Here is a 22,601-nt window from a genome sequence, read left to right as displayed (position 1 = left end):
ATCGATTTCCTGCCGCGTGGACCGGCTCCAAGTCCGATAACCGAACTTTAAGCCGTCCGACAGCGTGAGGCGATGGCACCTGCTGCCCAGTCGGGGTGGGGTTAACCCCACCCCGTCCACAATGGAACCCGCTGACCAGGCAACACGCGAGCCGGGTCATCCAGCCGGGTGATCCACCATTCCGGGGTCGGAACCACAGTTCGAGCGCGAGTGACGAGGGTTCGTAACCGGACACGAGAACGACCGATGCAATTCGTCGAATTGAACGAACCGGGCACCTTTCCTCGCGGGCCGATCTGCGAGCAAAGGAAATCGAGCTGCCCGACGGCCTTCAGAGCTCCTCGTTCGGCGGTGTGGCCGGCTCTGCCGGCCGATCACCTCACCAGGTCGGCATCATCGCCTCGGGGTAGCGGGAGCCGGCCGCGCCCTTGGGCAGGACCTCCTGCACTCGCGCCAGGTCGTCCGCCGTCAGCACCAGGTGCGCCGCCGCCACGTTCTCGGCCAGCCGCCCCGGGCTGCGCGTGCCCGGGATCGGCACGACGTCGTCGCCCTGCGTCAGCAGCCACGCCAGCGCGAGCTGGGTCACCGTCGCGCCCTTCTCCCGTGCCAGCGCGGTCAGCGCCTCGACCGCGGCGACGTTGCGCTCGTAGTTGCCCGGCTGCCACCGGTCGTCCCAGCTGCGCATGTCGTCCGCCGGGTACTCGGCCGCCGGCTTCACCGCGGACGTGAGGAACCCGCGGCCCAGCGGCGAGTACGGAACGAACCCGATGCCCAGCTCCCGCACCACCGGCAGCACCTCGACCTCGACCGCGCGCTCGAACACCGAGTACTCGGTCTGCAGCACCGACACCGGGTGCACGGCGTGCGCGCGCCGCAGCACGTCCGGGCCCGCCTCGCTCAGCCCGAAGAAACGGACCTTGCCTTCGGCGATCAGCTCGCCGACCATGCCCGCCACGTCCTCGATCGGCACGTCCGGGTCCACCCGGTGCTGGTAGAGGACGTCGACGTGGTCGGTACCCAGGTACCGGAGGCTGTTCTCGGTGACCTCGCGGATGTGCTCGGGCCTGCTGTCGAGCTTCGCACCCACGTTCGCCGGGTCGGTCAGGTCGAAGCCGAACTTCGTGGCGAGCACGACCTCGTCCCGGAATCCGGCCACCGCCCGCCCCAGCAGCCGCTCGTTGCTGCCGGTGCCCATGCCGTACAGCTCGGCGGTGTCGAACAGGGTGACGCCCAACTCGTGGGCGCGGCGGATGGTGGCGATGCCGCCCGCCTCGTCGCCCGCGCCGTACGCCATCGTCATGCCCATCGTGCCGAGGCCGATCGCGCCGACCTCCAGGCCCTGCGTGCCGAGCACGCGTGCGGGCAGGTTCTGCAGCTGTGTCATACCTTCGACGCTAGAGCGCACTCGTCGCGCCGGCATGAGCGGTGAACCGCATAGGATTGCCTGATCCTCTCACCCATCCTGTTCGGAGCAGCCCGTGCTCGACCAGCTCGCGGCGGCCGTGGGCCGTCACCGCAACGGCCTGTGGTCCGGCGCCACCGCCGTGCCCCGGCTCACCGTGGTCGCCCTCGACGAGGTGGTCGACCCTCTCGACCTGCGCTACGAGCCGATGGTGTGCTTCATCGCCGAGGGCTCCAAGCGCACCATCACGGGGGAACACAGCCGGTCGGCCCGCCGCGGCGACATGTTCCTCAACTCGCTCGACCTGCCGGTCACCGCCGTGTTCGAGGAGGTGCCGTACCGCTCGGCCGTGCTGCACCTCGACGGCCCCGTCTTGGCCGACCTGCTGCTCGAACTCGACGGCGAGGCCCCGGCCACCCCGGCCGCGGGCCAGGTCTCCGCCACGATGACCCCGGAACTGGTCGACGCCGTCACCCGCTGGGTGCGGCTGCTCGACACCCCCGACGACATCCGGCCGCTGGCCGCCCGCGTGGAGGCCGAGATCCTCTACCGCCTGCTCGGCGGCGCGCTTGGCCCGACCCTGCGCCAGTTCGCGGCCACCGGCTCGGCCTTGACCAGGGTGCGCGCCGCGGCCGACTGGATCGCCGCCCACTTCACCGAGCCCATCACCGTGGAGCGGGTCGCGGCGGTCGCGCACATGAGCCCGGCCACCCTGCACCGGCATTTCAAGGCCGCCACCGGCATGAGCCCGCTGCGGTTCCAGAAGCACCTGCGACTCCAGGAGGCGCGGCGCCTGCTGGTGGCAGGCGACACCACGGCCGCGCACACCGCCGATGCCGTCGGCTACGCCAGCGCCACCCAGTTCACCCGGGAATACCGCCGCGCCTACGGCCTGCCGCCGATGCGCGACGCCGCCCGCCTGCGCGACAGGCTCACCGACAGCCGCTCCTAGCGGGCCTTACCGGGAGAGGGAACGGACGGTCAGCGGAAGAGACGGAAGAACCCGCGCACCTGCTCGATCAGCGACTCCGGCTGCTCCAGGGCGGCGAAGTGGCCGCCTCGCGGCAGTTCCTCGAACCAGCGCAGATCGGTAAACCGCAGTTCGGCCTCCCGCCGCGATGGGCGAGTGATGTCGCGTGGGTAGACCGACAGCCCGGACGGCGCGGTCACCTTGTCCCGGAAGTCGGCGAAGCTCTCCCAGTACAGGCGCGCCGACGACGTGGCCGACGCGGTGAACCAATAGACCGAGATCTCGTCGAGGATCGCCTGCCGCGACAACACGTCCTCGGGGTGGCCGTCGTTGTCCGTCCACGCCCAGAACTTCTCGGCGATCCAGGCGGCCTGTCCCGCCGGGGAATCGGTGAGGCCGTAGCCGAGCGTCTGCGGCCGGGTCGCTTGGAGCGCCGAGTATCCCCGGCCGGTGCGCTGGAACTCCTTCTCGGCCTGGAGATTCGTCAGCTCCGCGGGCGTCGGGTCGTCGAACGTGCCCGCCGCCACGGATCCCAGGTTCAGGTGCACGCCGGCGACCCGCTCGGGTGCCACCTCCCCCAGCGCGCCGGACACCGCCGAACCCCAGTCACCGCCCTGCGCGCCGTAGCGCTCGTAGCCCAGCGAAACCATCAGCGTGTCCCAGGCGCGGGCGGTGCGCGTTGTGCCCCACCCGGTCGTCGACGGCTTGTCACTCCAGCCGTACCCGGGCAACGACGGCGCGACCACGTGGAACGCGTCCGCCGGGTCACCGCCGTGCGCGCGCGGATCGGTCAGCGGGCCGAGGACCTCCAGGAACTCCAGCACCGAACCCGGCCACCCGTGCGTGAGCACGAGCGGGAACGCGTCCGGCTCCGGCGAGCGGACGTGCAGGAAGTGGATGCCCAGCCCGTCGATCGTGTCGCGGTACTGCGGGAAGACGTTCAGCCGCCCGGCGAACCCGAAGTCGTAGTCCTCGGCCCAGCTGCGGCACAGCTCCTGCGCGTACGCCAGCGGCAAACCCTGTGACCAGTCGTCCACCGGCTCGGGCTCGGGCCACCGCGTCCGGCGCAACCGTTCACGCAGATCCGCGATCTCGGCTTCGGTGATGCTGACCTCGAACGGTTCTGCTGCCATGGCGGTGCTTCCTTCCTCGTTCAGGGGTAGTCGGACAGATCGGTTCACGCGCCTGGGCGCCGGGTCAGGGTGAGGACGAGTCCGGCCAGAGGTAGTGCCGCGAGCACGGCGAGGGCCACTGGCACCGACGCGATGCCGGACAAGCCGGCGACAGCGGCCGGGCCGATCCCGCCACCCAGGGCGGTCATGAAGTTGAACAGGCCTTGTCCTGTGTCGCGGTCGCGCGCGGCGACGAGTTCCGGTGCGAGGCCCACCAGTACGGCCTGGGCACCGGCGAAGCCGCACACGGTCAGCGCCGCGCCGACGACGACCGGGATCGGCCCGTCGAAGACCGCGACCACGAGCACGCCGACGACGGTGAGTGCCGCAAGCCCGGCCGACACCTGCCAGCCGGTGAACCGGTCGGTCAAGGTGCCGACCAGCCGTCCCGCCAGCACCGAACAGGCGGCGGCCGGGACCAAGATCGCGCCGGCTTCGAGGGCGCCACCGCCCGTGGCCTGTTCGATCAGGGACGGGGCGACGAACAGCACCCCGTAGTAGCCCGCGAAGATCGTCCCGCCGATGAGCCCGGCAGGCAGGAAGCCGCGGGCCGCGATCACCCGCCGAGGCACGAACCCGTCGGGCGTGCGCCGCACGCGCCACCACAGTCCCACGGCGGCGAGCACTCCGGCTCCGGCCACGGCGAGCGTGACCGGACCGGGCAGGCCGACCGAGTGTGCCTGCAGCAACGTGATCAACGAGGCGGCGAGTACCGACAGCACGGCCGCGCCGACGAGGTCGAACCGCCCGGCCGGGGCGTCCGGCTCACCGCCGGCGATCCGGGTGAACGTGCGCCTGCGCGCCAACGCGGCCAGCAGCAGGGGCAGCGCGAGGACCGGGATCGCGAGCACGGCACGCCACCCCAGCCATGCGGTGACCGCCCCGCCCAGCAGGGTCCCGCACGCCGACGCCGTCGCACTGGCGGCCGCGATGATTCCCAGCGCACGGATCCTTTCCCGCCCGGGAAGGGCGGTGGCCACGGCGAAGACGGCGATCACGGTCGCACCCGCCCCGGCGCCACCGATCAGCCGACCGGCGATCACGACCGGCAGTGTCGGGCCGGCTCCCGCGAGCGCCGAGCCCGCGGCGAGCACCACGACTCCGGCGACGAGTACCCGGAGTGGGCTCCACCGGGCCATCAGCCTGCCCGCGACCGGCATCGCGAGCGCGGAGGTCAGCGACCATGCGGCGAGAATCCATGCCGTGGCCCCGAACGGCACCGCGAGCGCGCGGCCGATGGCAGGCAGCGCCACCGACGGTGCCCCCAGTGCCACGTACATCGGCAGCACCAGCATCCCCAGGATCAGACCCAGCCGCCGCCCGTCCGGGGCGTGGTCCGATCCCCCGCTGGGGGCTCCTACGGCGGGGATCGTCTGCGGCATCGTCGTCTCCTTCCACAGCGTGGCGTTACACGTAACAGCTACTATGGGTGTCACGCTACGGAACAGGGAGGAGACACGTCAAATGCTCGATGCGTGTTACAGATCATCGGCGGTCGAGACGGCCGTCGCTCTTGCCAACACCTTGAGGCCGATCAAGGGCGAGGACGCGCTCGAGACGGTGGAGCAGCTCCGGAACTTCCTCGACGACCATTCGCCGGACGCGGGCCGAGGGACCGGCCCGCGGCGTCTCACCCGTACCGACCTGGCCGAGGTCCGCGCGGTACGCGAGACGGTGCGCGCCGTCCTCGAACGAGCGAGCACCGACGCGGCGGCAGCCACGGCCCTGATCAATGACGGTCTCCGTGACAGCCGCGCCACGCCCGTGCTGCGCCACGATCAGGACCGCTGGTGGATCGAGGTCACCTCCGACACCGACCGTTGCTCGGCGCACCTGGCCGCGACCACGCTCAGCGCACTGGCCTCCGTGATCGCCACACTCGGTCCGACTCGTCTCGGCGCCTGCGCCGGGACGAACTGCCGAGCCACTTTCGTCGACCTGTCGCGCAACGGCTCGAAGCAGTACTGCACGCGGAACTGCGCGCACCGGGCCAGCGTCGCGGCCTACCGGAGCCGGCAAAGCCCGGGTTGAGTCCCGGCGCTTGTCGTGGATCAGCCGGCCAGCTTGCGGAGCAGGCTCTCCAGATCGCGTTCGCCGTCGCGGGTCTGGGCGCCGTAAGCCAGTCCGCCTCGGATCAACCGTTCGGCCGCGGGCCGGACGAACTGGCCCGCCCAAGCGTCGTGTTCGCGCAGCAGGCCCTCGGCCAGGTCAGTGGGAACGATGGCGCGTTTGGCCGCGGCGACCACGCCCTCGGGCAGTGCGGCGATGTTGCGGGCGAGGCGGTCGACGAAGTCGTCGAGTTCCTCGGCGGGTACGGCCCGGTTGATCCAGCCGTAGCGTTCGGCGGTCTGCGCGTCGTACAGGTCGGCGCCGAGCACCACCTCCAACGCGCGGTTGCGGCCGATCCGATCGGCGAGGTACTGGGTGCCGCCGCCCCCGGGGACGATGCCCATGAGGGCCTCGACCTGGCCGATCCCGGCGCGACCGATCGCCGCGAAGGTCATGTCCGCCGCCGTGACGAACTCCGCCCCGCCGCCACGGGCCTGGCCGGCGAGCTTGACGATCGTCACCTGGGGCTGGTGCCGGAGCAACTCCCCGAGGGCCTGGAAGACGTTGACACCGTCGGGTGTTTCGGCCGCGATTTCGTCGAAGGCGTCCGGCGCGTCGACGAGCGACATGTCGACGTGGGCGATGAAGAAGTCCGGATCGGCGCTGTCGAACACGATCACCCGGACCGAATCGTCGTCCCGCAGCCCGGTCAACAGCCGCCGCAGGTCGGCCATGAGGGCGACGTCCAGGACGTTGACGGGTGGGTTGTCGAGGGTGACACGGGCGATGCCTGCCTCATGGCTCACTCGCAGGGTCGCGTAGGCGTCGTGATGCACGAAAGAATCTCCGATCGGTACCTGTCAGGCAGCTAAGTTCCTGATGTATACCTATGCTGAAGCGGCGGGAGACCGGCGTCAATAACGCACTTTCGGCATCGTAAGGATCGTGGAGGATACCGACATGGACACTCCCGGCACGGACACGGACGTCGTCTACCGGGCCGACTGCCCCAGTCGCCCGATCCTCGACCAGATCGCCGACAAGTGGTCGATGATGGTGATGACCGTCCTCGACCGGCCCCGCCGGTTCAACGACATCAAGCGCCGCCTCGAAGGCGTGACCCAGCGGGTCCTCACCCAGACCCTGCGCCGCCTGGAACGCAACGGGATGATCGAACGGCGCGTGCTGCCGACCTCACCGGTCGGAGTCGAGTACTCCCTCACCCCGCTCGGCGAATCCCTGCGCGAGCCCTTCGGTCACCTGTACGACTGGACGACCGCCCACGCGGACGAGATCCAGAACTGCCAGCAGAGCTACGACGAACGCCTTCAGGCCGAACGAACGTAGCCGCCGACCGGTACCGAGTGGCCGTGTCGCGAAAGCCACTTTCGGGACATCAGGCGTCGCGAAAGTGGCTTTCGCGACACCCCGGAGGCCTGAACGACGGTGTCGCGAAAGCCACGTTCCCGGACACACCGGAGAGCGCCGTCGACGCCAATGCTGACTTGTCGGGCGTAGTACCGGGCCTCCTCGAACCAAGCCGCCTGTCCGGGTCAGTTGACGGCGCGGTTCTTGTCTCGCCAGTGCGGCTCGCGCAGGTCGCGTTTGCTGATCTTGCCGGTCGGGGTGAGCGGAAGGCCGGTGACGAATGGCTGCGAGGACTACCTGTTCCAGCTCGAGGAGCAGTGCTTCACCCGAGGCCCACGGCCGTGCGGAGATCGCTTCCTCGGCTCCATGACACGGCTGGCGCAGACGCTCCGCCTTCGTGACTATCCCGGACTCCGGGTCACCTGCCGAATCTTCCCAGGGGAGAACCACTACTCCGCCGTGCCGTCGGTGGTCAACTCCGGGCTGCGGCACCTGTACGGCACGGCTTGAGACCGCCCCTACCGGTCCTGGATCTCGCGTCGGCGGGGAGTCACAGGCTCTCGGCTTCCTCCTGCGTGATCGGGATGAGATCGCCGCCCATGCTGTCACGTTCGAGCTTGCTGCGGACGTGACTGCGCAACCATCCCGAGGCCGTGTGCGTCTCCTCCAGGTCGTGCCCCTGAGGGCTGATCCACGTCCGGATCGCCAGCACCGTCTTGCCGAGCTCGACGAGCTTGAAGTACTCGTAATTCCCGTCGGTGGGGTCGAACCTGTGGACCCGGGCATACTGGATCGCCTCGAACCGGAGCCCTGCCTCTTCGGTGATCGGGTGGATCTCACCGGTCCACCGACCGGCTTCGATGTTGGTCAGCACTTCCTCGGGTTCCCATTTGAACTCGTCGGTGAACGCTTCCTCGTGCACGAGCCCCTGCGCGTCGACCCAACGACGGCAGACCAGTGCGGGTTCGTCCACGCGGGGAAACGCCTCGGTCACGATCGCGTAGTACAGGTACTGGCGCTCCATCAGGTCCTCGTTCCGCGAAAGAGAGTGCGCCCCCGGCCGCGATCGCCGGGGGCGCCTCCATTGTGGCTGCTGCTACGGCTTCGTGGGCGAGATGTTGATCGCACCCACCGGTGTTTCCACCTCACCGAAGATGAGCGCGGACTGATCCTTCAACTCATCGATCTCGTCCTGGATCTTGCTCCGCACGGCCTCCCGCTCATGCGGGGGGTACTGACTGAAATCGACCGCTTCGAGCGCTCGCTTCTTCTCGTAACCCCAGTGTTCGGCGTCGCCCTTGGCGTGGAAGCTCTCCGGGGTGTGGAACTGGACCTCGAAGAGCTGTCCGTCCTTCGTCTTGTACGTGACGTTGATGCCAGGGTAGTTGCCCTCGCCCGCTTCCTTCTTCACCCAGAAGTTCTTGACCTTGACCTCGTCGAAGTACTTGGCGAACTCGACCAGCGCGTTCTGGACGCCGAGGGAGTAAGTGCCCTTCGGGAAGTTGATCGTGTACCGGACCAAGTCGTTCATCTTGTCCGCGACCTCGTCCGGTGATCGCTTCGGCGGCGCCGGCGCTCCAGGTTTCTCCGGCCTCGGGTTCATCTCGTCGAACAGCTTGCGCTTGAACGACGGGTAGGGAGCCTGGCCCTTGTCCTTCAGCTCGTACCCCTGCCCGACCCGCTCCCCCGTCGGAATCTTCTTCGCCACCTCGTCAACCTTCGGCGTGATCGCCGGTTCACGGTCCTTGGCCTCGTTCATCTTCTTGTTGGCCCAGGCGTTCTCCGCCGGTGACAACCTGACCTTCAGCGAACCGAGCGGCGTGCCGCTCTGGTACCCGAGGTCGATGTCGTGCTCATAGGAGTTGTCCGGATTGGTCTTCGGCCCATCATCTTTTCCGCACCCCGCGGACGCGGCCGCCCTGGCCGCGACGGCGACTGGACAGTGCTTCGGCGGCTCGACCTTCAGCTTGGCGCCGTCGAGTTTCGCCAAGCCGTTCTCGATCCGCAGCGTGCCGCCTTCGAGGCGGATGGTCGCCCCGTCGACGAGGTTCGGCGTGCCCTCCGGCCGGATCGCGAAGGGCTCCATCCGGTACAGCCGCTCGTCGACGACCGCGATGGCACCGTCGAACTTGGCGTCGCCGTTGTCGAAACGCGCCTTCAGGTTCAGGATCTCCCCGACCGCGTTCGGCAGCTTGTCGCGGACGGACTCATGCAGCTTGACCGCATAGCGCTCCAGGCCTGCCACCATCTTCGACAGCGGTCCTGAGCCTCCGTCGATCTTCTTCGACAACGTCCGGACGGTCTTCCACGCCGCGCCGCCGGAACCGCCCGCGTAGATGGTGGCCGCGGCGGCGGCGGCGTCGAACAGAAGCCCGCCGAACGCCTTGCCCGGGTTGGTCTGCCACTCGGGCAGATTGATCCACATGTACGGGTTCTCGATGGTGTAGATCGCGCCGTCGAGAATCGCCTTGCACTTGGACCAGTCACCCGAGTCGACGCCCGAGACGACGCAACCGCCGACCTCCCACACGGTGACGAACGGGCTGACCGCGGCCTCGGCGAAACCCTTGATCGCCTCCCAGGTGAACTCGAGGGCCTTCTTCGACTTTTCGTGATACCGCTGGCAGGCGCTCTCGTCGATACCGGAGGTGCACCAGAACCAGTCCTCGACGTAGTTGCCCAAGGCGTCGAGTGCCGGGCCGAGCTGACCCTTGACCTTGGCCAGCAGTTCCTGGCAAGGCGGGAGCGACGTGGACACCTTGCAGACGAGTGCGCCTGCCAGATTGTGCAACGTCAGCTCGTTCAGCTCCTGACGCTTGCGGTCGGCTTCCGCCGCGGCGAGGCGCACGGCCTCGTCGTAACGCTTCCGCAGGTCAGTGACCTGGTTCAGACGCTCGACGATCGAGTTCTCGAAGGCGTCGAAACCCTTGGCGACTTCCAGCGCGGCGCTGCGGAGCCTCTCCGCCGCTCCCGCCGCCTGGCCCGCCGCAGTGGCCGCAGCGGTCGCCGCGTTGGCGGATCGGGTCGCCAGCGTCGCGTCCGAACGAGCCGAGTTCGCCCACTGCGCGGCCGTGGCCGCCGAACCCGACGCGGCGTTCGCGTGCTGCGCCGCCGTGTTCGCAGCGTCGTTGGCGGTGAGCGCGTCCTGTGCGGCGGCGTTCGCGGCATTGACTGCGCGAGCGGCAGCCTCGTAAGCCGGCTTGATGTCTGCGACGGCCTCATCCGCCGCCTTCTGCGCGCGGACCGCCGCTGCGGCCGCCTCGGTCGCCTTCTCCCGCGCGAGGCGAGACTGCTCCTCGCTGATGAGCAGCGCTTCAGCAGCACCTGCCAGTGCCCTTCGGGCGTCGGCGTTGATCGCGGCGAACGGTTTGAGGATGCTCTCCGCCGCCCGCACGGGGTCGATGACCAGTTCGGCCGAAGCAGCAGCTGCGGCCGCCGCCCGGTCCGCGATCATGGACTGGTACACGGACTGGTTGGCCTCACGTACCGCCGACTCGGCCTCGCTCTGCACCATTTCGGCCGCGGTGTTGGAGGCGACGGCCGCGTTGGCGGCCTCCAGCGCGAGGCGATGCGTCTCGTCTGCGGCGCGACGTGCCGTCACCGCTTCCTGGTTCGCGCGCAGTGCTGCCTGATGCGCCTCGTTCGCCGCGTTCGTCGCCCGCTGTGCCTCGGCACGCGCGGTGGCCGCCGCGGCCCTGGCGCGGCTCGCCCACGCTTCCGACTGGGCGGCCGCGGCCTTGGCTTGATTGGTCTCGCCCTCGATGCGCCGGTACTCGTCCCATGCCTCGCCGCCGAGGTCCTCGGCCTTCTTATGCGCTATGACCAGGAGCTTTTCGTACTCGTGGTAGACCCGGACGTGCTCCCCGAGGAGGCCCTCGACAACGTCGAGTTCCTTCCCGAGGGCCGCGGCTTTCCGCACCGTCTCGTCCATGGCGGCCTTGTGCGTGACCGCGTTGTTGTAGGCGGTCGTGGCGTCCTTGGACTTGGCGATCGCGTTCTTGGCCGCGCCCTGCGCGTTCGCCCGGGCGGTGCGGGCGTTCGCGGCGTGCTGCTTGGCCTGCACCGCCTTCTGGGCGGCGAGGTTCTTCTGCTGTTCGGCGCGATCGCGTGCCGCGAGGGCGATGTCACGCTGGACCCTCGCCGCCGCGGCCAGGTCGAGCGCCCGCTGCGCCTGGCGTTCGGCTTCCGCGCGGTACTTGTGAGCGTTGTTCGCGTGCTCCTGCGCGTTGCGGTCCGCGTCGAGCGCGCGGCTGTCGGCCAGCGTCGCCTCGATCGCGTGTTGTGAGGTCTCCGCGGCGAACGCGGTCGCCTCGACGGCGTGACTGATGCCGATGGTGACCTTGGCCCAGTCCAGGCCGTTGGTCAGACCTGTCTCGACGAGGCGGGCCGCGGCGTTGTGGACCTGGGTGTTGATACCCCGGGCCTCCCCGGCGATGCGGCCGCCGCGCGCGGCGTACTCCGTCGCCTCGGCACGCAACGCGTCGATGTCCTGGTTTCGCCCCTTGGCACCGTTGGCGCGGCCGGGCTTGTCTTCCTGGAAGATCTTGTCGGCCTTGTGCGCCGCCTTCACGGCCATCTGCATCGCGAACAGGCCGTCTTCCATGACCTTGACGGCGTTGATGTTCGCGCGCATGATCTCGGCCCGCGCGTCCGCCGCGGCTTCCGCGCGTCGCGCCAAGGCGTTGAGCTCGGTGATCGCCTTGTTGCGATCCTCCAGCGCCTTCTCGATGACCTGCTGGAAATCGTGGTCGCGCTGGTTCGCCTCGGCGTAACCGGTCAGGTAGAACTCGCGGATGCGGGCGTAGTCGCCGGTGAGCAGGATCGCTTCGCCTTCGACCTGCACCTGTGGTCCACCGTGCGCGACCATGTCCCGCACACGCGCGATGATGCGATCCTGCTCGGCCTTCGAGTCTTCGGCGTCCTTCTGGTCCTGCTTCTCGGCGATTTCCTTGCCATAGGAAACGAAGTCGGCGATCGTCGTGTCGTCGCCGGAATCGAGGGCGGCTTGCGCGCCGGCTCGCACATGCGGGCCGCCGGTCCGTGCCCAGCCTTGCACCAGTTCCCGGTTCTTGGCCGCGGTGACACGTTTGCGTTCCGAGGCCTTGGCCTTGGCCTCCGCCTCGCCGTAGTCGAGGAACCAGATGATCCTCGCCGGGTCGTTCGTGTCCAGCGCCGCCTGCGCGGCCTCCCGGACTTCGATGTCGGGAGCATGCTTGGCGATGTCCTCGACCAGCTCACGGTTGAACTGGTCTTCGTCGTCGAGGACGGGCGGGTCTTCCGACACGGCAGCCGCGGGCGCGGGCGCCGTCGCGGGTCTGGCGGCCGCCCCGGCGGGAACGAGACCACCCAGCAAGGCCATGATCATCGTGAGGACCACGACCATGACGGATCTGCGCCACATCGCGGCGGCGCTCGCTGACCTGTTGCTCATGCGACTACTGATCCCCTCTGTCCCGATCGGTGGCCGCGGCGGCGTTCGCTCGTGCTTGTGCGGCGATCGCCTGCCAGGTGCCTGCCTGCTGGACGGCCCACTCGGCCTCGTCGGCCCATGACGTGTTGCCCTGCTCCGCGCGGGCGATGACACTCGCCCAGTCCTGTTCGGTCGTCGAGGCGCGCGCGTGTGCGGCGACTTCGGCCCAGGCCGCGGCTTGGGCAGCCGCCTTGTCCCGTTCCGCCACCCAGTTCACCGAAGACTGGCTTGCCTGATCGTCGATCGAACGCCACGCGGCGATCGCGTCGGCGCGCGCCTTCCGCGCGAGCTCACCGCTCGACTCACGTTCCGCCTTCTCGGCGGCCAGCGCGGCCTCGGTCAGCAGGCGGATCTTGCTGTGCCATGCGGCGTCCAGATCGGCCGCACCACGACGGAACGCCTCGTCGTCCAGCTTCGCGGCGCTCGCCCAGTAGTACTTGAAGAACAGGCCGATCGCGACATCGTCACCGACCGACAACGCGCGCTCCGCGGCCGCGCGTACTTGCGGACCGGGATCGCGGGCGGCCAGCTCCGCCACGTAGTCGCGGTCCGCACGCGCCTGCGCGGCGACCTTCTCCTCGTACCGGTTGCCGTTGATCCGATCGAGTTCTTGCGCTTTCGTAAGACCGCCCTGGACGTACTCGCCCTTTTCACTGTCCGAGCCCCGAAGAACGCGTGAAGACGTAGCGCGAACCGCACTCCCCGGAATCGAAAACCTGTTGACATCCTCGATGTAGCGAGTATTCCGGGCTACCGTTTCCGCCGCCCGGGTCTTCGCTTTCTGATACCCGGATTCCAGGAATTCCCTTATCGCTTCGGCCCCCCTGGAACTGAGTATCGCGTGCCAGGCCTCCGCCGTTACTTCGGGGCGATAGTCCCGCAACGCTATCCGCCGAACCCGAGCAAGCTCCGCCTGTTCCAGCTGGTCAGCAGGCTCGGCCGCGGTGATGACACTTTCGGCGGCAGCCGCGGGCGAGCCGACCGAAACGATCCCTCCGGCTGCGATAACCGCGGCCAGTGCCGTGCGCATGAGTGCATGACGGCCCAATTTGTTCCCCCTAGAATAATCCCCCGAACAAACAGCCTGACGGACGAATGTCCAGATAATTCTTAGCACGCATCGAGCGCGGATGATCAGTGATCTAGACCACTCACGGTTGCCGCCTCCGCGCGGACCATGTCAAGGTTCGGGAAACGTCGACTAATGGCGCCGAACACTGGCTTTCGCCTACTCCGTAAGGCGCATTTCGTTAGTCCAGAGGGGGAGAATTCTTTGTCCAGATTCAGTCTGGTCGGTCGCGGCGTGCGTGGAATCGCCGCACTGACCGTCGCGGTCACCTTGGTGGGTGGCCTCGCTGCGACGCCGGCGCAAGCGGAGACGACCGGCCCGGCCTCGGCGGCGTCCGCGCAGGCCGCACAGGAGTCGACCACCGACGAGAAGGCCGCGGCCGCTCGCGAGCTCAACCTCCTCCTCACCCCGGAGATGGCGGTGATGAGCGACAAGAACTTCGTGATCACGTTGTGGCAGAAGGCTCGCGAGGGCAGTCAGGTCAAGGCGGCCGCGCTCAAGGCGTTCACTGACACGACCGATGAGCTCGCCTGCTACAACTTCATCAAGACCGGCATCTTCGACGCCGTCCGGCGCGACCAGATCGAGCTGGAGAAGAAGGCGGAGCGCGACCGCCAACGACTCGCCGCCGCGGCCGAGATCGGCTGGACGAACGTTCCGCAGGCGCAGCTCGACGGCTCGCTGGAGAACTTCGTCTTCAAGCTGTGGGAGATGGCCGAAGAGGGCAGTGACGTCAAGAAGGGCGCGGCGACCGTCCTGAAGACCGGTTCCACGGACGACCAGCGCCAGGAGTTCGTGGTCACGGGCATCTACACCGCGTCCGCCGCCGACAAGAAGCGCAAGATCGAAGAAGCCGAGCGCCTCGAACGCGAACGTCTCGAACGCGAGGCGAACCGCACGGCGAAGGAACGCGCCTGGGCGGCTGCGACGAAGGCGACGGCCACCGAAGAGCTCAAGAACCTCCCTGATCACGAGTTCATCTACGAGATGATCAAGCGCGCCATCGGCCCCAAGGTCAAGGCGGCCGCCCAAACGGCCTACGACAGCCGTGACGCGGCGGTGTGGAAGGCGTTCATCTTCACCGGCGTGCACGCGGCGCACCAGGCGGACATCGACGAGCAGGAACGGCTCGACGCGATCGAAGCCGAACGTCAGATCCGGGTGATCCTCGACCGGGCGGAACGTGATGGCTACCAGCCGAACCTGGTCTCCGCTGCCCGCGCCGCACTCGCCGGCACCACCGCGCAGCGCAACGCGTTCCTCCTCACCGGTCAGCACGCCGCGGCCAAACTCGACCTGATCAAGCCCGCGGACAAGCGGGTCGTCGAACTGCAGGGAATCCAGTCCGGCCGTTGCCTCGCGGTCGCCGGCCTGTGGGACACACCGGGTCAGGGTGCGCTCGCCAACGGCGCGAAGACCGAGCTGTGGGACTGCGTCCGCAGCCCGAAGCAGGTCTGGGAACTCCAGGCCGTCAATGGCGGTCAGTACCGCCTGCAGAATCTCGCGTCCAAGATGTGCATGGACATCAACGGTGACAACGTCGTCCAGAACCCGTGCAACGACCACCCGAACCAGCGGTGGGAGTTCCTGGAGAACGCCGACGGCACGTTCCAGCTGAAGAACGTCGGGTCCGGCCGGTTCGCCACTGCGGCCGACTCGGGCACCGGCAACGCGACCTTGATCGTGCAGTACACCAACACCAACTCGATCGACCAGCGGTGGCGCCTCATCGACCCGACCCACGTCTCGTGGACCGTCGAGATGAGACTCGGCACCATCCAGCTCAAGGGTGTGCACTCGGGCCGGTGCATGCAGGTCGCGGGTCTCTGGGACACGCCGAACCAGGGTGCCAACGGGGACTTCGCGGGCACCGAACTCTGGGACTGCGCCGGCGGGCCGAAACAAGTCTGGGAACTGGTCCCGTTGGGCGACAAGAAATACGGGCTGAAGAACAAGAACTCCGGAAGGTGCCTCGACGTGCGCTACGGCGAGGTCGCCAACGGCACCCAGCTGATCCAGTTCGGCTGCCACTACGGCGGTGCTCAGCAGTGGGTGTTCGTCCAGGGTGACAACAACACCCTCGGCCTCGCCAGCGCCCTGACCGGCAAGTTCGCCGACGTCACCGGTTGGCAGTCCGGAAACGGTGCGGCCATTTCCCAGTACGACGGCACCGGCGGAGCCAACCAGCGCTGGACCGTCATCCAGATGACCACCGCGTAACCGACGGTATCTCTACGAAGGCCGCCATCCGGAACGTTCCCGGATGGCGGCCTTCGTTGTTCGGCTGGTGACCTCGTCGGTCCTGTGTGGACGTCAGCAGGCCTTGACGATGACCGAGTGCGCCTTGCCGCCGAGGTCGAGGATCTTCACGTCCCGGTTACCGGCGGGCACGCGAACCTTGTAGTTGCCGGGGTTGACCGGGTAGCCGAAGTAACTGCCGGCCGGGGCGGCGCCGGTGCCCGCGATCATCGAGCCGTCGGTGCGGTGGATCGTGGTGGAGACCGCCTTGCCGCAGTTGTTGGAGATGTAGATCTTGCCCTTGGTCGCGGCGGAGGCGGTACCTGCGCCGAAGACCGAGATGACCAGACCTGCGGTGGCCAGAACGGCGAGAACACGCCGGGTGGTCGTCATGGTGCTCCTTCGGGTGCTGAGTGGTCAGCCAAAAGATATCCGCAGGCGGGTCCGCGTGCTGTCGGTCGAACGAACCACACCTCCGCGAGCCGGTCGGTGATGTTTGTACGAATCTTGTACGAGCTTGAAGAATTTTCGGTCGGACCGCGAAACTCGATGAAGGCGAGCACTCATGCCCGAGCAAGTGCCCCCGGACCTCGTCCGATCCACGTTCTCCCGACGTTCACTGCTGCGCGCCGGCGGTGGTCTCGCCGCGACGACGGCACTGCTCGGCACCGGCGCGACGTTCGCCGGACCGGCTTCGGCCGCGATCACCGCGCTGCCGGCGTCCAAGCGTTTCGACCTCACCGAACCGTCCTACGACGAGTTCCGCAGCAAGCTCCTGCACGAGTCGCACCACGTGATGCAGGGCTTCGCCTTCGACAACCAGAACGTGCGCATCTTCATCGTGAACGCCCGCAACGGCGGGACCGGGGACGACCTGTGCGTCACCCAGGTCAACTTCTCCGGTGAGATCCTGGGCTCGATGCATCTCAACAACGCCGGGCACGGCGTGTCGATCGGCGTCGAACCGGTGGGCACCGACTCCTACATCTGGATGGAATGCGATTCGGACGGACCCACCGGCGACGGTCGCGGGACGGCGCTGGCCAGGTTCAAGTTCGTCAACGGTGGCACGCCGTCGGTGAAGAAGTTCCTCACCGGCAGTGAGACGATCACCTGCGCCACCGATCCGATCAACAAGCGGATCGCGGTACGCCGCAAGGAAGGCGGCAAGCTGCACATCAGCGTCTATCCGCTCGCGTCCGCCGCCGCCGGCGACTTCAGCGCGCCGCTGGCGCACTTCCCACAGCCCGCGCTGGCCGATACGAAGGTGACCTTCCAGGGATACACCATCTACGGCCAGTATCTGTACACATTGGACGGTGAGGGCCACGAGAACCCCGCCGACATCAACTCCTACGTCACGTGCATCGACATGAACACCGGCAAGGTGAAGAGCCGCGCGCTGACCAAGGCGGGGAATTCGCTGGTGTTCCGCGAGCCGGAGGGCCTCGGGATCTACCGGAGCCTGGCCGGGGAAACCCGCTTGTACATGGGCTTCGGGTCACGCAGCAGCATGGGCAACATCAACCGTTACGCGAACCTGTTCTACAAGAACGTCCTCATCGACTGAGGCCATGTACGTCGTGATCGCCGCGTAGGATCGGACGTCGCGAAGTCCGGCCGGAGCAGCGGAAGGCAGGCATGTCACCTTTTACGCGCGCAAGCATGAACGTGCCGTCCCTGTTCCGCCGGCGTGCGGCGATGGTGTCGATCGCGGTTCTGGTCGTTGCCGGCACACTTGGTGCCGCGTTCATCCCCAAGGTGGCGAACCACTTCGGCTACGCCCTGCCGGGCGAGAGGGGACTTCCGTACCAGGTCCACTACAACGGCAGGGACTACCGCAACGTCCTGACGTGCGCCGGCGCGCGATGGTGCGAAGACGAAAAGACCCCCGAACAGCGAACGTGGTCCTACTGCACGCCCGGCTCAGGGGAAAGCGTTCGCGAAACGGGACTGGTGAAGGTCGATGACGTCTTCACCCTGTTCGGATCTTCGCACGTCGTTTTCACAGCCGGCGTCGTCCCGCGGGGAAAAACGGCGACGAGAGTCCTCGTCGAGGCTTCCCATGACTGTTACCTGACATACGACCTGGTGGGCGGCCCGTAGACCTATCGCCTCGGGCCCCGTCGCGCCGTTCGCGAACAGGAGCCATAACGCGGGGTTCGCGAACCCATGCCCGAGCGGTGAGACATGACGGAAGTACTGACGAGAAGCATCCACCCTCGCGTCTCCGTCTCCTTGCTTTTGACCTCCAGGGGAAAATAGGATGCCGCATGGCTGGATTCGCTGTGCTGGATCACTTCGTCGAAGAACCATTCGGATCCGATGATGGCCAGAATCGCTGAACTGCCCGCGAGCGCCATCCTGAGCGAGGGCGCGTCGAGGATCCTGAACGCGTGGATTATCGAGTAGCCCGTGACCCCGTATTCATCGTAGTTGATCTCTCCCGCATGCAGGGCGAGCCGAAGGCGCATCTGCTCTTCATGCGGATGAGTCGCGTTGTGTCTGGCCAGTTCCAGCGCGAGGGTATAGGGAAGAGAGTCGACGAACAGAGCCTTTGGCGTCTCGGCGCGAGAGAGGATCAAGATGCCGTCGCCACGGTCTTCGCGATGACAGGAATGCCAGGGAATTCCGGCGCCTTCGAACGCCGCCCGCATCGCTTCGTAGAGCCCGCGGCGGATGCGCACCCGGTTCGCGTTGCTGCGGTGATGTTGCCCGAACCCCTCGATGTCGACCGCGACGATCGTGCAGTGGATCGCAGCCCGGCCGACCGACTCTCGAGCCACCGAGCGGCCGACGTCGAGACTCAGTGTCACCGGCGACCGCGGGACATCGTCCGGCATGGCGGTTTCGGGTTCCTGAGGCGATCCCGCCGCCAGCACGTGGCCGCCCGCGATGGGCGGCTCAGGATGGGCATCGAACCCGTATTGACCAGGAGTCGGCATCTGGTTTCCTCCCCGTTGACGTGCAGCATCACTGCGGTGCCACCACCGAGAAGCCAGACGTCGGACTGGGGTTGACGGGCCCTCGCGACCACGACATGCAGCTTGACTGGCGGCTGAGCTTGCCAGATCGCTTTGAACGATAAGGTGGAGTTACACTCCCCGGCTACGGTGACCGGACTATTGTGCGGTTACCGTAACCGTGCACATGAACCAGCTCGTGCATCTCGGGTGACCGAACCCGAAGGGAGGAGAAGTGCCACCACCGACATCTCCGGTGGTCGCGGCCTGGGAGCTCGCTCTTCGGCTCCGCGAACGCCGCGACCAGTTGAACGTCGACGTCAAGACCATCACCGCCGCACTGGGCTTCTCGCGCAACTACTGGTCCGCCGTCGAAAACGAACGCAAAATTCTCTCTGAAGAAAGCCTGACCAGGCTTCTGGGGCTTCTCGAGTTCGACGACAGCGAGCGACAGGAGTTACTTGATCTGCGACAACTGGCCAAGGAACGGGGGTGGTGGACCAGGTATTCCAGCTTGCTGGGCAGCGAGATTCAACGCATGTACGGTCTCGAACTGGGCGCCCAGGGGGTCCGCGACTACGAAAGTCTGATCATTCCCGGACTGCTGCAGACCGCGGATTACGCGAGGGCGATCATGACGCCGGCCGTCGTTCTTCGCCAAGTAGAAGTCGACCAGAGTGTCGAGGTCCGCTTACAAAGGCAGCAGCGACTCACCAGTGAAAATCCACTTCACGTCACTGCGATCATCAGCGAAGCCGCACTTCGACAGCAGATCGGCGGACCGGCCATTTTGCGTTGCCAGCTCGACCATCTTGCGGGCATGATCGAAGATCATCCCGAACGGATCAAAGTCCGCATCATTCCGTTCAGCACGAAAGCATGTGGACTTTTCGGTGCGTCCACCGTGCACATGATCGATTTCGACAACCCGAGATTGCCCACCGTCGCCTGGCAAGAAACAGTCACAAAATACGACATCATCGATGACTCGACGCGGATCCGCGATTTGACAATGACATACAGTGACGCATTCGGGAAAGCCCTGGATGAGCAACGATCACTGGAAATGATTCATCACTATGCCAGGGAACTAGATTGAACGACGCTAAATCACCATCGACAATGAAGACCCGAGGAGGCTGGTTCAAGAGCAGCTACTCAAGTGCCACCGGCAGCTGTGTGGAAGTAAAATTGCTGAACGATTCCATCTTGCTGCGCGACAGCAAGGACCGCTCGGCGAATCCGCCGACGATCAGGGTCAATTCTGAAAGTTGGAGCTTCTTTTTGGATTCTCTCAAAGAGAGCTCGGCGACGAAGCCCGCCTGATTTCGCACAGGCGGTCATCTTCGCAGGCTACCGTGGGCGGATGCAGACAGCTGCCTGGCAGGGACCGCCCCACGACATCTTGGGCCACCCCGTACCCATCGAGCAGTTCGTGGTCAGGACGGACGACACCGTCGTCGCGCTGCAGCACGCCCTCGCCTTTCGCGAGGGCTGCTGTTTCACCTTGCAGGTGGCCGTCCGGCGGGGGTCAGCGGACGAGACGACCTGGAAGAGCCTGACCGACAGGCACTCGACAAGAGGTTTCCCGCCCGAACCGACCGACGCCGACCTGAAATTCGGAGTCCGCTTTCCCGACGGTTCGAAGGCGACCACGGTCGGCAACTCCTTCCACGGCTGGGCGAACCCCGCCGAACGACCGGATTCTCCCAGGCTCGTCGACGCGGGCGGCGGATTCAGCAGTGACGACCGGTACTACCAGGGCGATCAACGCCTCTGGCTCTGGCCGCTTCCGCCACCCGCCCCCTTCGAGTTCGTCATCGAGTGGCGAAAACGGGGAATCGGCGCCACTCCTGCGGTTCTCGACGGAAGTGCCGTCATGCACGCGGCGGAACAGGCCCGGCCATACTGGCCTCAGTCATAGCCGGTGCCATTTTTACCCGTGTCAAGAGTGCTTCACCCTATCGTGTGCACGGCGCAGGCGGGCCCTGGCATTTCATCGATATTTCATCGGCGCTCATTAGCGTTCGGCCCGCAATTCGACAGTGGGGAGAAACCGATGAGAAGAGCCAGATTCCGCTTACTCACGACCGCCGTCCTGTCCGTCGTCACCCTGGCGAGCGCGATCGCCGGTGCCGGGGCCGCGCAGGCGGCCGCCCGGCCTGACGGCGCGTGCGGGCCGGTCATGTTCGTCGTGCCGGGGTACCAGGACGGAGGCGCCTTCAAACTGCTGGACCGCGCCTTCTCGCCGGGCGGCGCCGACCCGGTGCGCATCCCGTACCCGAACAGCGCCGGGGACATCAACCTTTACGCCGACGTCGACGCCGGTGTCGCCAACCTCAGGACCGCGCTCTACAACCTCTACGTCACCTACGGCTGCGACCTCGACACCAAGGTGTACATCGTCGGGTTCAGCCTCGGCGCCCTCGTCGCGGGCACCGTACTAGAGACCGAGCCGCCCGGGCGCAACATCCAAGGCGTGCTCTTCGCCGACGGGCGGCGGCAGCCCGTCGAGTCGAACTGGCCGGGTGACCCCGGCGGACTGATCGGTCACCTGCCCGTTCCCGGCCCCGGCGGCACCGGTTTCCGGCCGCTGGACTCGTTCCGTTACCCGACGCTGAGCCTGTGCAACGGCCCCAATTCGGGTGGTGGCGCGGATTTGATCTGCTTCGGCGGCACGAATCTGGACAGCTACTTCAACTCGCACCCGTTCTACAGCTTCGACGTGCGCGCCGAGCTGAGCATCCACGGCGAAGGCCCGTACCCGTTCAACCTGCGCAACCGCGTCATTCCGTAACCCACCGCCGCACGATCACCGGTGCGCCGGCGGGGTTCACCCTGCCGGCGCACCAGGTTGCGAAGCCTTCCGAGGTTCTGCCCGCGGGGACAAGGCGGCTCGGACCTTCGGGCACCTCTGCGCCACGACAACCTTTCGAAGCAACCCCATTCTGGCCCTGACGTCTTCCGGACATAGCTTCGAACAAAGGCTGCGAGAGGGGCACCGAAATGGAATTCACCGCCAAAAAGACCATCAAAATGGCCATTGTGGGCGGGGCGGTCGCCGCCACCGCGCTGCTTTCCGCGTGCAGTGGGAACAGTGTCGCGGGAAATGGTTCTCCGGTGCGGAACGCGGCGGAGACCGCGGCCGTCGAGCAAGTGCCGGAAGGCGGTGGCCAGGGGGCGGCCACCGGCGGTTCCGGCGCCACAGCGAACGGCGACGTCGACTGCAGCAAGTACGGGGGCCCGGTCGGCGCACCCGGCCGGACGAAGATGGACCTCATCGCGGTGGCCGCCACCGACGGCACCAAGCCGGGCTGCACCGAGGCGTTCACCGTGATCGCCGAGTACTACCAGAAGTTGCCGCAGGCCGAAGGCCCCGGCGAGCGGGTACTCGACGTCCAGGGGAAGTGGACCTGCGCCCGTCAGGCGGGCTCCGCGGGCGAAGAAGGCGCGGTGGTCTGTGGCGTGCCCAACAGCTCCCTGCAGCTGGAAACCAGGCCCTCCGGCGGGGCGCCCGAGGGACAGGTCCGCAAGTTCCCGAACTCCACCCAGCGGGTGCAGTTCGCCGGGTACGACGCCGGCACGCGGATGGTCCGCTTCGAGCTGGTCACGCACCAGGACTCGCCGGTCGACGGCAGGACCTACCGGCTTCCGCTGCAGAAGGGCGGCGAGGTGTTCAGCGCGGCCACCCTGTGCCCCAGCGACTCGGTCACCATCGACGACCAGGGCTTCGGCAGCCGGCCGTGCGGTCAGGAACAGCTGATCCAGCAGTTGAAGGACGGCAATCCGGTGCTCGCGCAGATCAGCGTGAACGGCGACGACCGGATCAGCACGGTCAAGGAGATCTACCGCCCCTGAACCTGGGACAGCGAACGGCCGGCAGCCGGGCTGCCGGCCGTT

The 22,601-nt window shown here is 67.2% G+C and carries 21 protein-coding genes; 12 read left to right on the top strand and 9 right to left on the bottom strand.

Going from position 1 to position 22,601, the window contains the following annotated elements; translation table 11 throughout:
- Positions 1 to 379: 379 nt before the first annotated feature.
- Complete coding sequence (locus tag BKN51_RS42295) at positions 380 to 1,384, bottom strand: aldo/keto reductase (protein WP_101612893.1); 1,005 nt, start codon at positions 1,382 to 1,384, stop codon at positions 380 to 382.
- A gap of 94 nt (positions 1,385 to 1,478) precedes the next feature.
- Here BKN51_RS42295 and BKN51_RS42290 point away from each other — a divergent pair, with 94 nt between their 5' ends.
- Positions 1,479 to 2,354: an AraC family transcriptional regulator gene (locus tag BKN51_RS42290; RefSeq protein ID WP_101612892.1), complete on the top strand. Its 876-nt coding sequence runs from the start codon at positions 1,479 to 1,481 to the stop codon at positions 2,352 to 2,354.
- A gap of 29 nt (positions 2,355 to 2,383) precedes the next feature.
- On the opposite strand, the gene BKN51_RS42285 is transcribed toward BKN51_RS42290, so the two are convergent.
- Both BKN51_RS42285 and BKN51_RS42280 read right to left on the bottom strand, forming a co-directional pair.
- A complete protein-coding gene (locus BKN51_RS42285) occupies positions 2,384 to 3,505 on the bottom strand; it encodes an epoxide hydrolase family protein (protein ID WP_101612891.1) in 1,122 nt (373 codons plus the stop codon).
- A gap of 44 nt (positions 3,506 to 3,549) precedes the next feature.
- Complete coding sequence (locus BKN51_RS42280; protein WP_101612890.1) at positions 3,550 to 4,926, bottom strand: MFS transporter; 1,377 nt, start codon at positions 4,924 to 4,926, stop codon at positions 3,550 to 3,552.
- Between the two features lie 82 nt (positions 4,927 to 5,008).
- On the opposite strand from BKN51_RS42280, the gene BKN51_RS42275 reads away from it, so the two are divergent.
- Positions 5,009 to 5,575: a CGNR zinc finger domain-containing protein gene (locus BKN51_RS42275; RefSeq protein WP_101612889.1), complete on the top strand. Its 567-nt coding sequence runs from the start codon at positions 5,009 to 5,011 to the stop codon at positions 5,573 to 5,575.
- A gap of 20 nt (positions 5,576 to 5,595) precedes the next feature.
- On the opposite strand, the gene BKN51_RS42270 is transcribed toward BKN51_RS42275, so the two are convergent.
- Positions 5,596 to 6,429: an enoyl-CoA hydratase/isomerase family protein gene (locus BKN51_RS42270; RefSeq protein WP_101612888.1), complete on the bottom strand. Its 834-nt coding sequence runs from the start codon at positions 6,427 to 6,429 to the stop codon at positions 5,596 to 5,598.
- Positions 6,430 to 6,553: 124 nt separating this feature from the next.
- On the opposite strand from BKN51_RS42270, the gene BKN51_RS42265 reads away from it, so the two are divergent.
- Positions 6,554 to 6,940 (top strand): winged helix-turn-helix transcriptional regulator, encoded by a 387-nt coding sequence (locus BKN51_RS42265; RefSeq protein ID WP_101612887.1) that lies wholly within the window; start codon positions 6,554 to 6,556, stop codon positions 6,938 to 6,940.
- A gap of 294 nt (positions 6,941 to 7,234) precedes the next feature.
- Entirely contained in the window at positions 7,235 to 7,471 is a 237-nt protein-coding gene (locus BKN51_RS42260; RefSeq protein ID WP_102906623.1) for a hypothetical protein, read from the top strand.
- Positions 7,472 to 7,511: 40 nt separating this feature from the next.
- Here BKN51_RS42260 and BKN51_RS42255 read toward each other — a convergent pair whose 3' ends face one another.
- The 3 genes from BKN51_RS42255 to BKN51_RS42245 all read right to left on the bottom strand — a co-directional run bounded on the left by BKN51_RS42255 (position 7,512) and on the right by BKN51_RS42245 (position 13,548).
- Positions 7,512 to 7,985, bottom strand: a complete 474-nt coding sequence (locus BKN51_RS42255) for a hypothetical protein (RefSeq protein WP_101612885.1) — start codon at positions 7,983 to 7,985, stop codon at positions 7,512 to 7,514.
- A gap of 72 nt (positions 7,986 to 8,057) precedes the next feature.
- The gene (locus BKN51_RS42250) at positions 8,058 to 12,392 is read right to left on the bottom strand and encodes an ALF repeat-containing protein (RefSeq protein ID WP_101612884.1); all 4,335 of its coding nucleotides are present in this window, start codon (positions 12,390 to 12,392) and stop codon (positions 8,058 to 8,060) included.
- 4 nt (positions 12,393 to 12,396) lie between these two features.
- Positions 12,397 to 13,548 carry a hypothetical protein gene (locus tag BKN51_RS42245; protein ID WP_146044389.1) on the bottom strand — a complete coding sequence of 384 codons (1,152 nt, stop codon included), beginning with the start codon at positions 13,546 to 13,548 and terminating at the stop codon, positions 12,397 to 12,399.
- A gap of 156 nt (positions 13,549 to 13,704) precedes the next feature.
- On the opposite strand from BKN51_RS42245, the gene BKN51_RS42240 reads away from it, so the two are divergent.
- Entirely contained in the window at positions 13,705 to 15,720 is a 2,016-nt protein-coding gene (locus BKN51_RS42240; RefSeq protein ID WP_158255793.1) for an RICIN domain-containing protein, read from the top strand.
- Between the two features lie 93 nt (positions 15,721 to 15,813).
- Here the strand turns inward: BKN51_RS42240 and BKN51_RS42235 are convergent, their stop codons facing one another.
- The gene (locus BKN51_RS42235; protein WP_101612881.1) at positions 15,814 to 16,131 is read right to left on the bottom strand and encodes a hypothetical protein; all 318 of its coding nucleotides are present in this window, start codon (positions 16,129 to 16,131) and stop codon (positions 15,814 to 15,816) included.
- A gap of 172 nt (positions 16,132 to 16,303) precedes the next feature.
- Here BKN51_RS42235 and BKN51_RS42230 point away from each other — a divergent pair, with 172 nt between their 5' ends.
- Both BKN51_RS42230 and BKN51_RS42225 read left to right on the top strand, forming a co-directional pair.
- Positions 16,304 to 17,308 carry a phage baseplate protein gene (locus tag BKN51_RS42230; protein ID WP_101612880.1) on the top strand — a complete coding sequence of 335 codons (1,005 nt, stop codon included), beginning with the start codon at positions 16,304 to 16,306 and terminating at the stop codon, positions 17,306 to 17,308.
- A gap of 95 nt (positions 17,309 to 17,403) precedes the next feature.
- A complete protein-coding gene (locus tag BKN51_RS42225; protein WP_233223910.1) occupies positions 17,404 to 17,844 on the top strand; it encodes a hypothetical protein in 441 nt (146 codons plus the stop codon).
- A 2-nt stretch (positions 17,845 to 17,846) separates the two neighbouring features.
- Here BKN51_RS42225 and BKN51_RS42220 read toward each other — a convergent pair whose 3' ends face one another.
- Positions 17,847 to 18,683 carry a hypothetical protein gene (locus tag BKN51_RS42220; RefSeq protein WP_101612879.1) on the bottom strand — a complete coding sequence of 279 codons (837 nt, stop codon included), beginning with the start codon at positions 18,681 to 18,683 and terminating at the stop codon, positions 17,847 to 17,849.
- Positions 18,684 to 18,936: 253 nt separating this feature from the next.
- Here BKN51_RS42220 and BKN51_RS42215 point away from each other — a divergent pair, with 253 nt between their 5' ends.
- From BKN51_RS42215 to BKN51_RS42195, 5 genes are all read left to right on the top strand, one after another.
- Complete coding sequence (locus tag BKN51_RS42215; protein WP_101612878.1) at positions 18,937 to 19,800, top strand: helix-turn-helix domain-containing protein; 864 nt, start codon at positions 18,937 to 18,939, stop codon at positions 19,798 to 19,800.
- Positions 19,801 to 19,823: 23 nt separating this feature from the next.
- Positions 19,824 to 20,027, top strand: coding sequence for a DUF397 domain-containing protein (locus BKN51_RS42210; protein ID WP_101612877.1), 204 nt, complete (start codon positions 19,824 to 19,826; stop codon positions 20,025 to 20,027).
- A gap of 40 nt (positions 20,028 to 20,067) precedes the next feature.
- On the top strand, positions 20,068 to 20,625 hold the full coding sequence (locus tag BKN51_RS42205; RefSeq protein WP_101612876.1) for a hypothetical protein: 558 nt from the start codon (positions 20,068 to 20,070) through the stop codon (positions 20,623 to 20,625).
- A 135-nt stretch (positions 20,626 to 20,760) separates the two neighbouring features.
- The gene (locus BKN51_RS42200) at positions 20,761 to 21,498 is read left to right on the top strand and encodes a hypothetical protein (RefSeq protein WP_101612875.1); all 738 of its coding nucleotides are present in this window, start codon (positions 20,761 to 20,763) and stop codon (positions 21,496 to 21,498) included.
- A gap of 209 nt (positions 21,499 to 21,707) precedes the next feature.
- The gene (locus BKN51_RS42195) at positions 21,708 to 22,559 is read left to right on the top strand and encodes a hypothetical protein (RefSeq protein WP_101612874.1); all 852 of its coding nucleotides are present in this window, start codon (positions 21,708 to 21,710) and stop codon (positions 22,557 to 22,559) included.
- The last annotated feature ends 42 nt before the right edge of the window (positions 22,560 to 22,601 follow it).

Origin of the sequence: Amycolatopsis sp. BJA-103 (genome assembly GCF_002849735.1) — a bacterium.
Taxonomy (GTDB): Bacteria; Actinomycetota; Actinomycetes; order Mycobacteriales; family Pseudonocardiaceae; genus Amycolatopsis.
The sequence above is the reverse complement of the archived record's forward strand: the minus strand, read 5'-3'. Positions and strand labels throughout refer to the sequence as shown.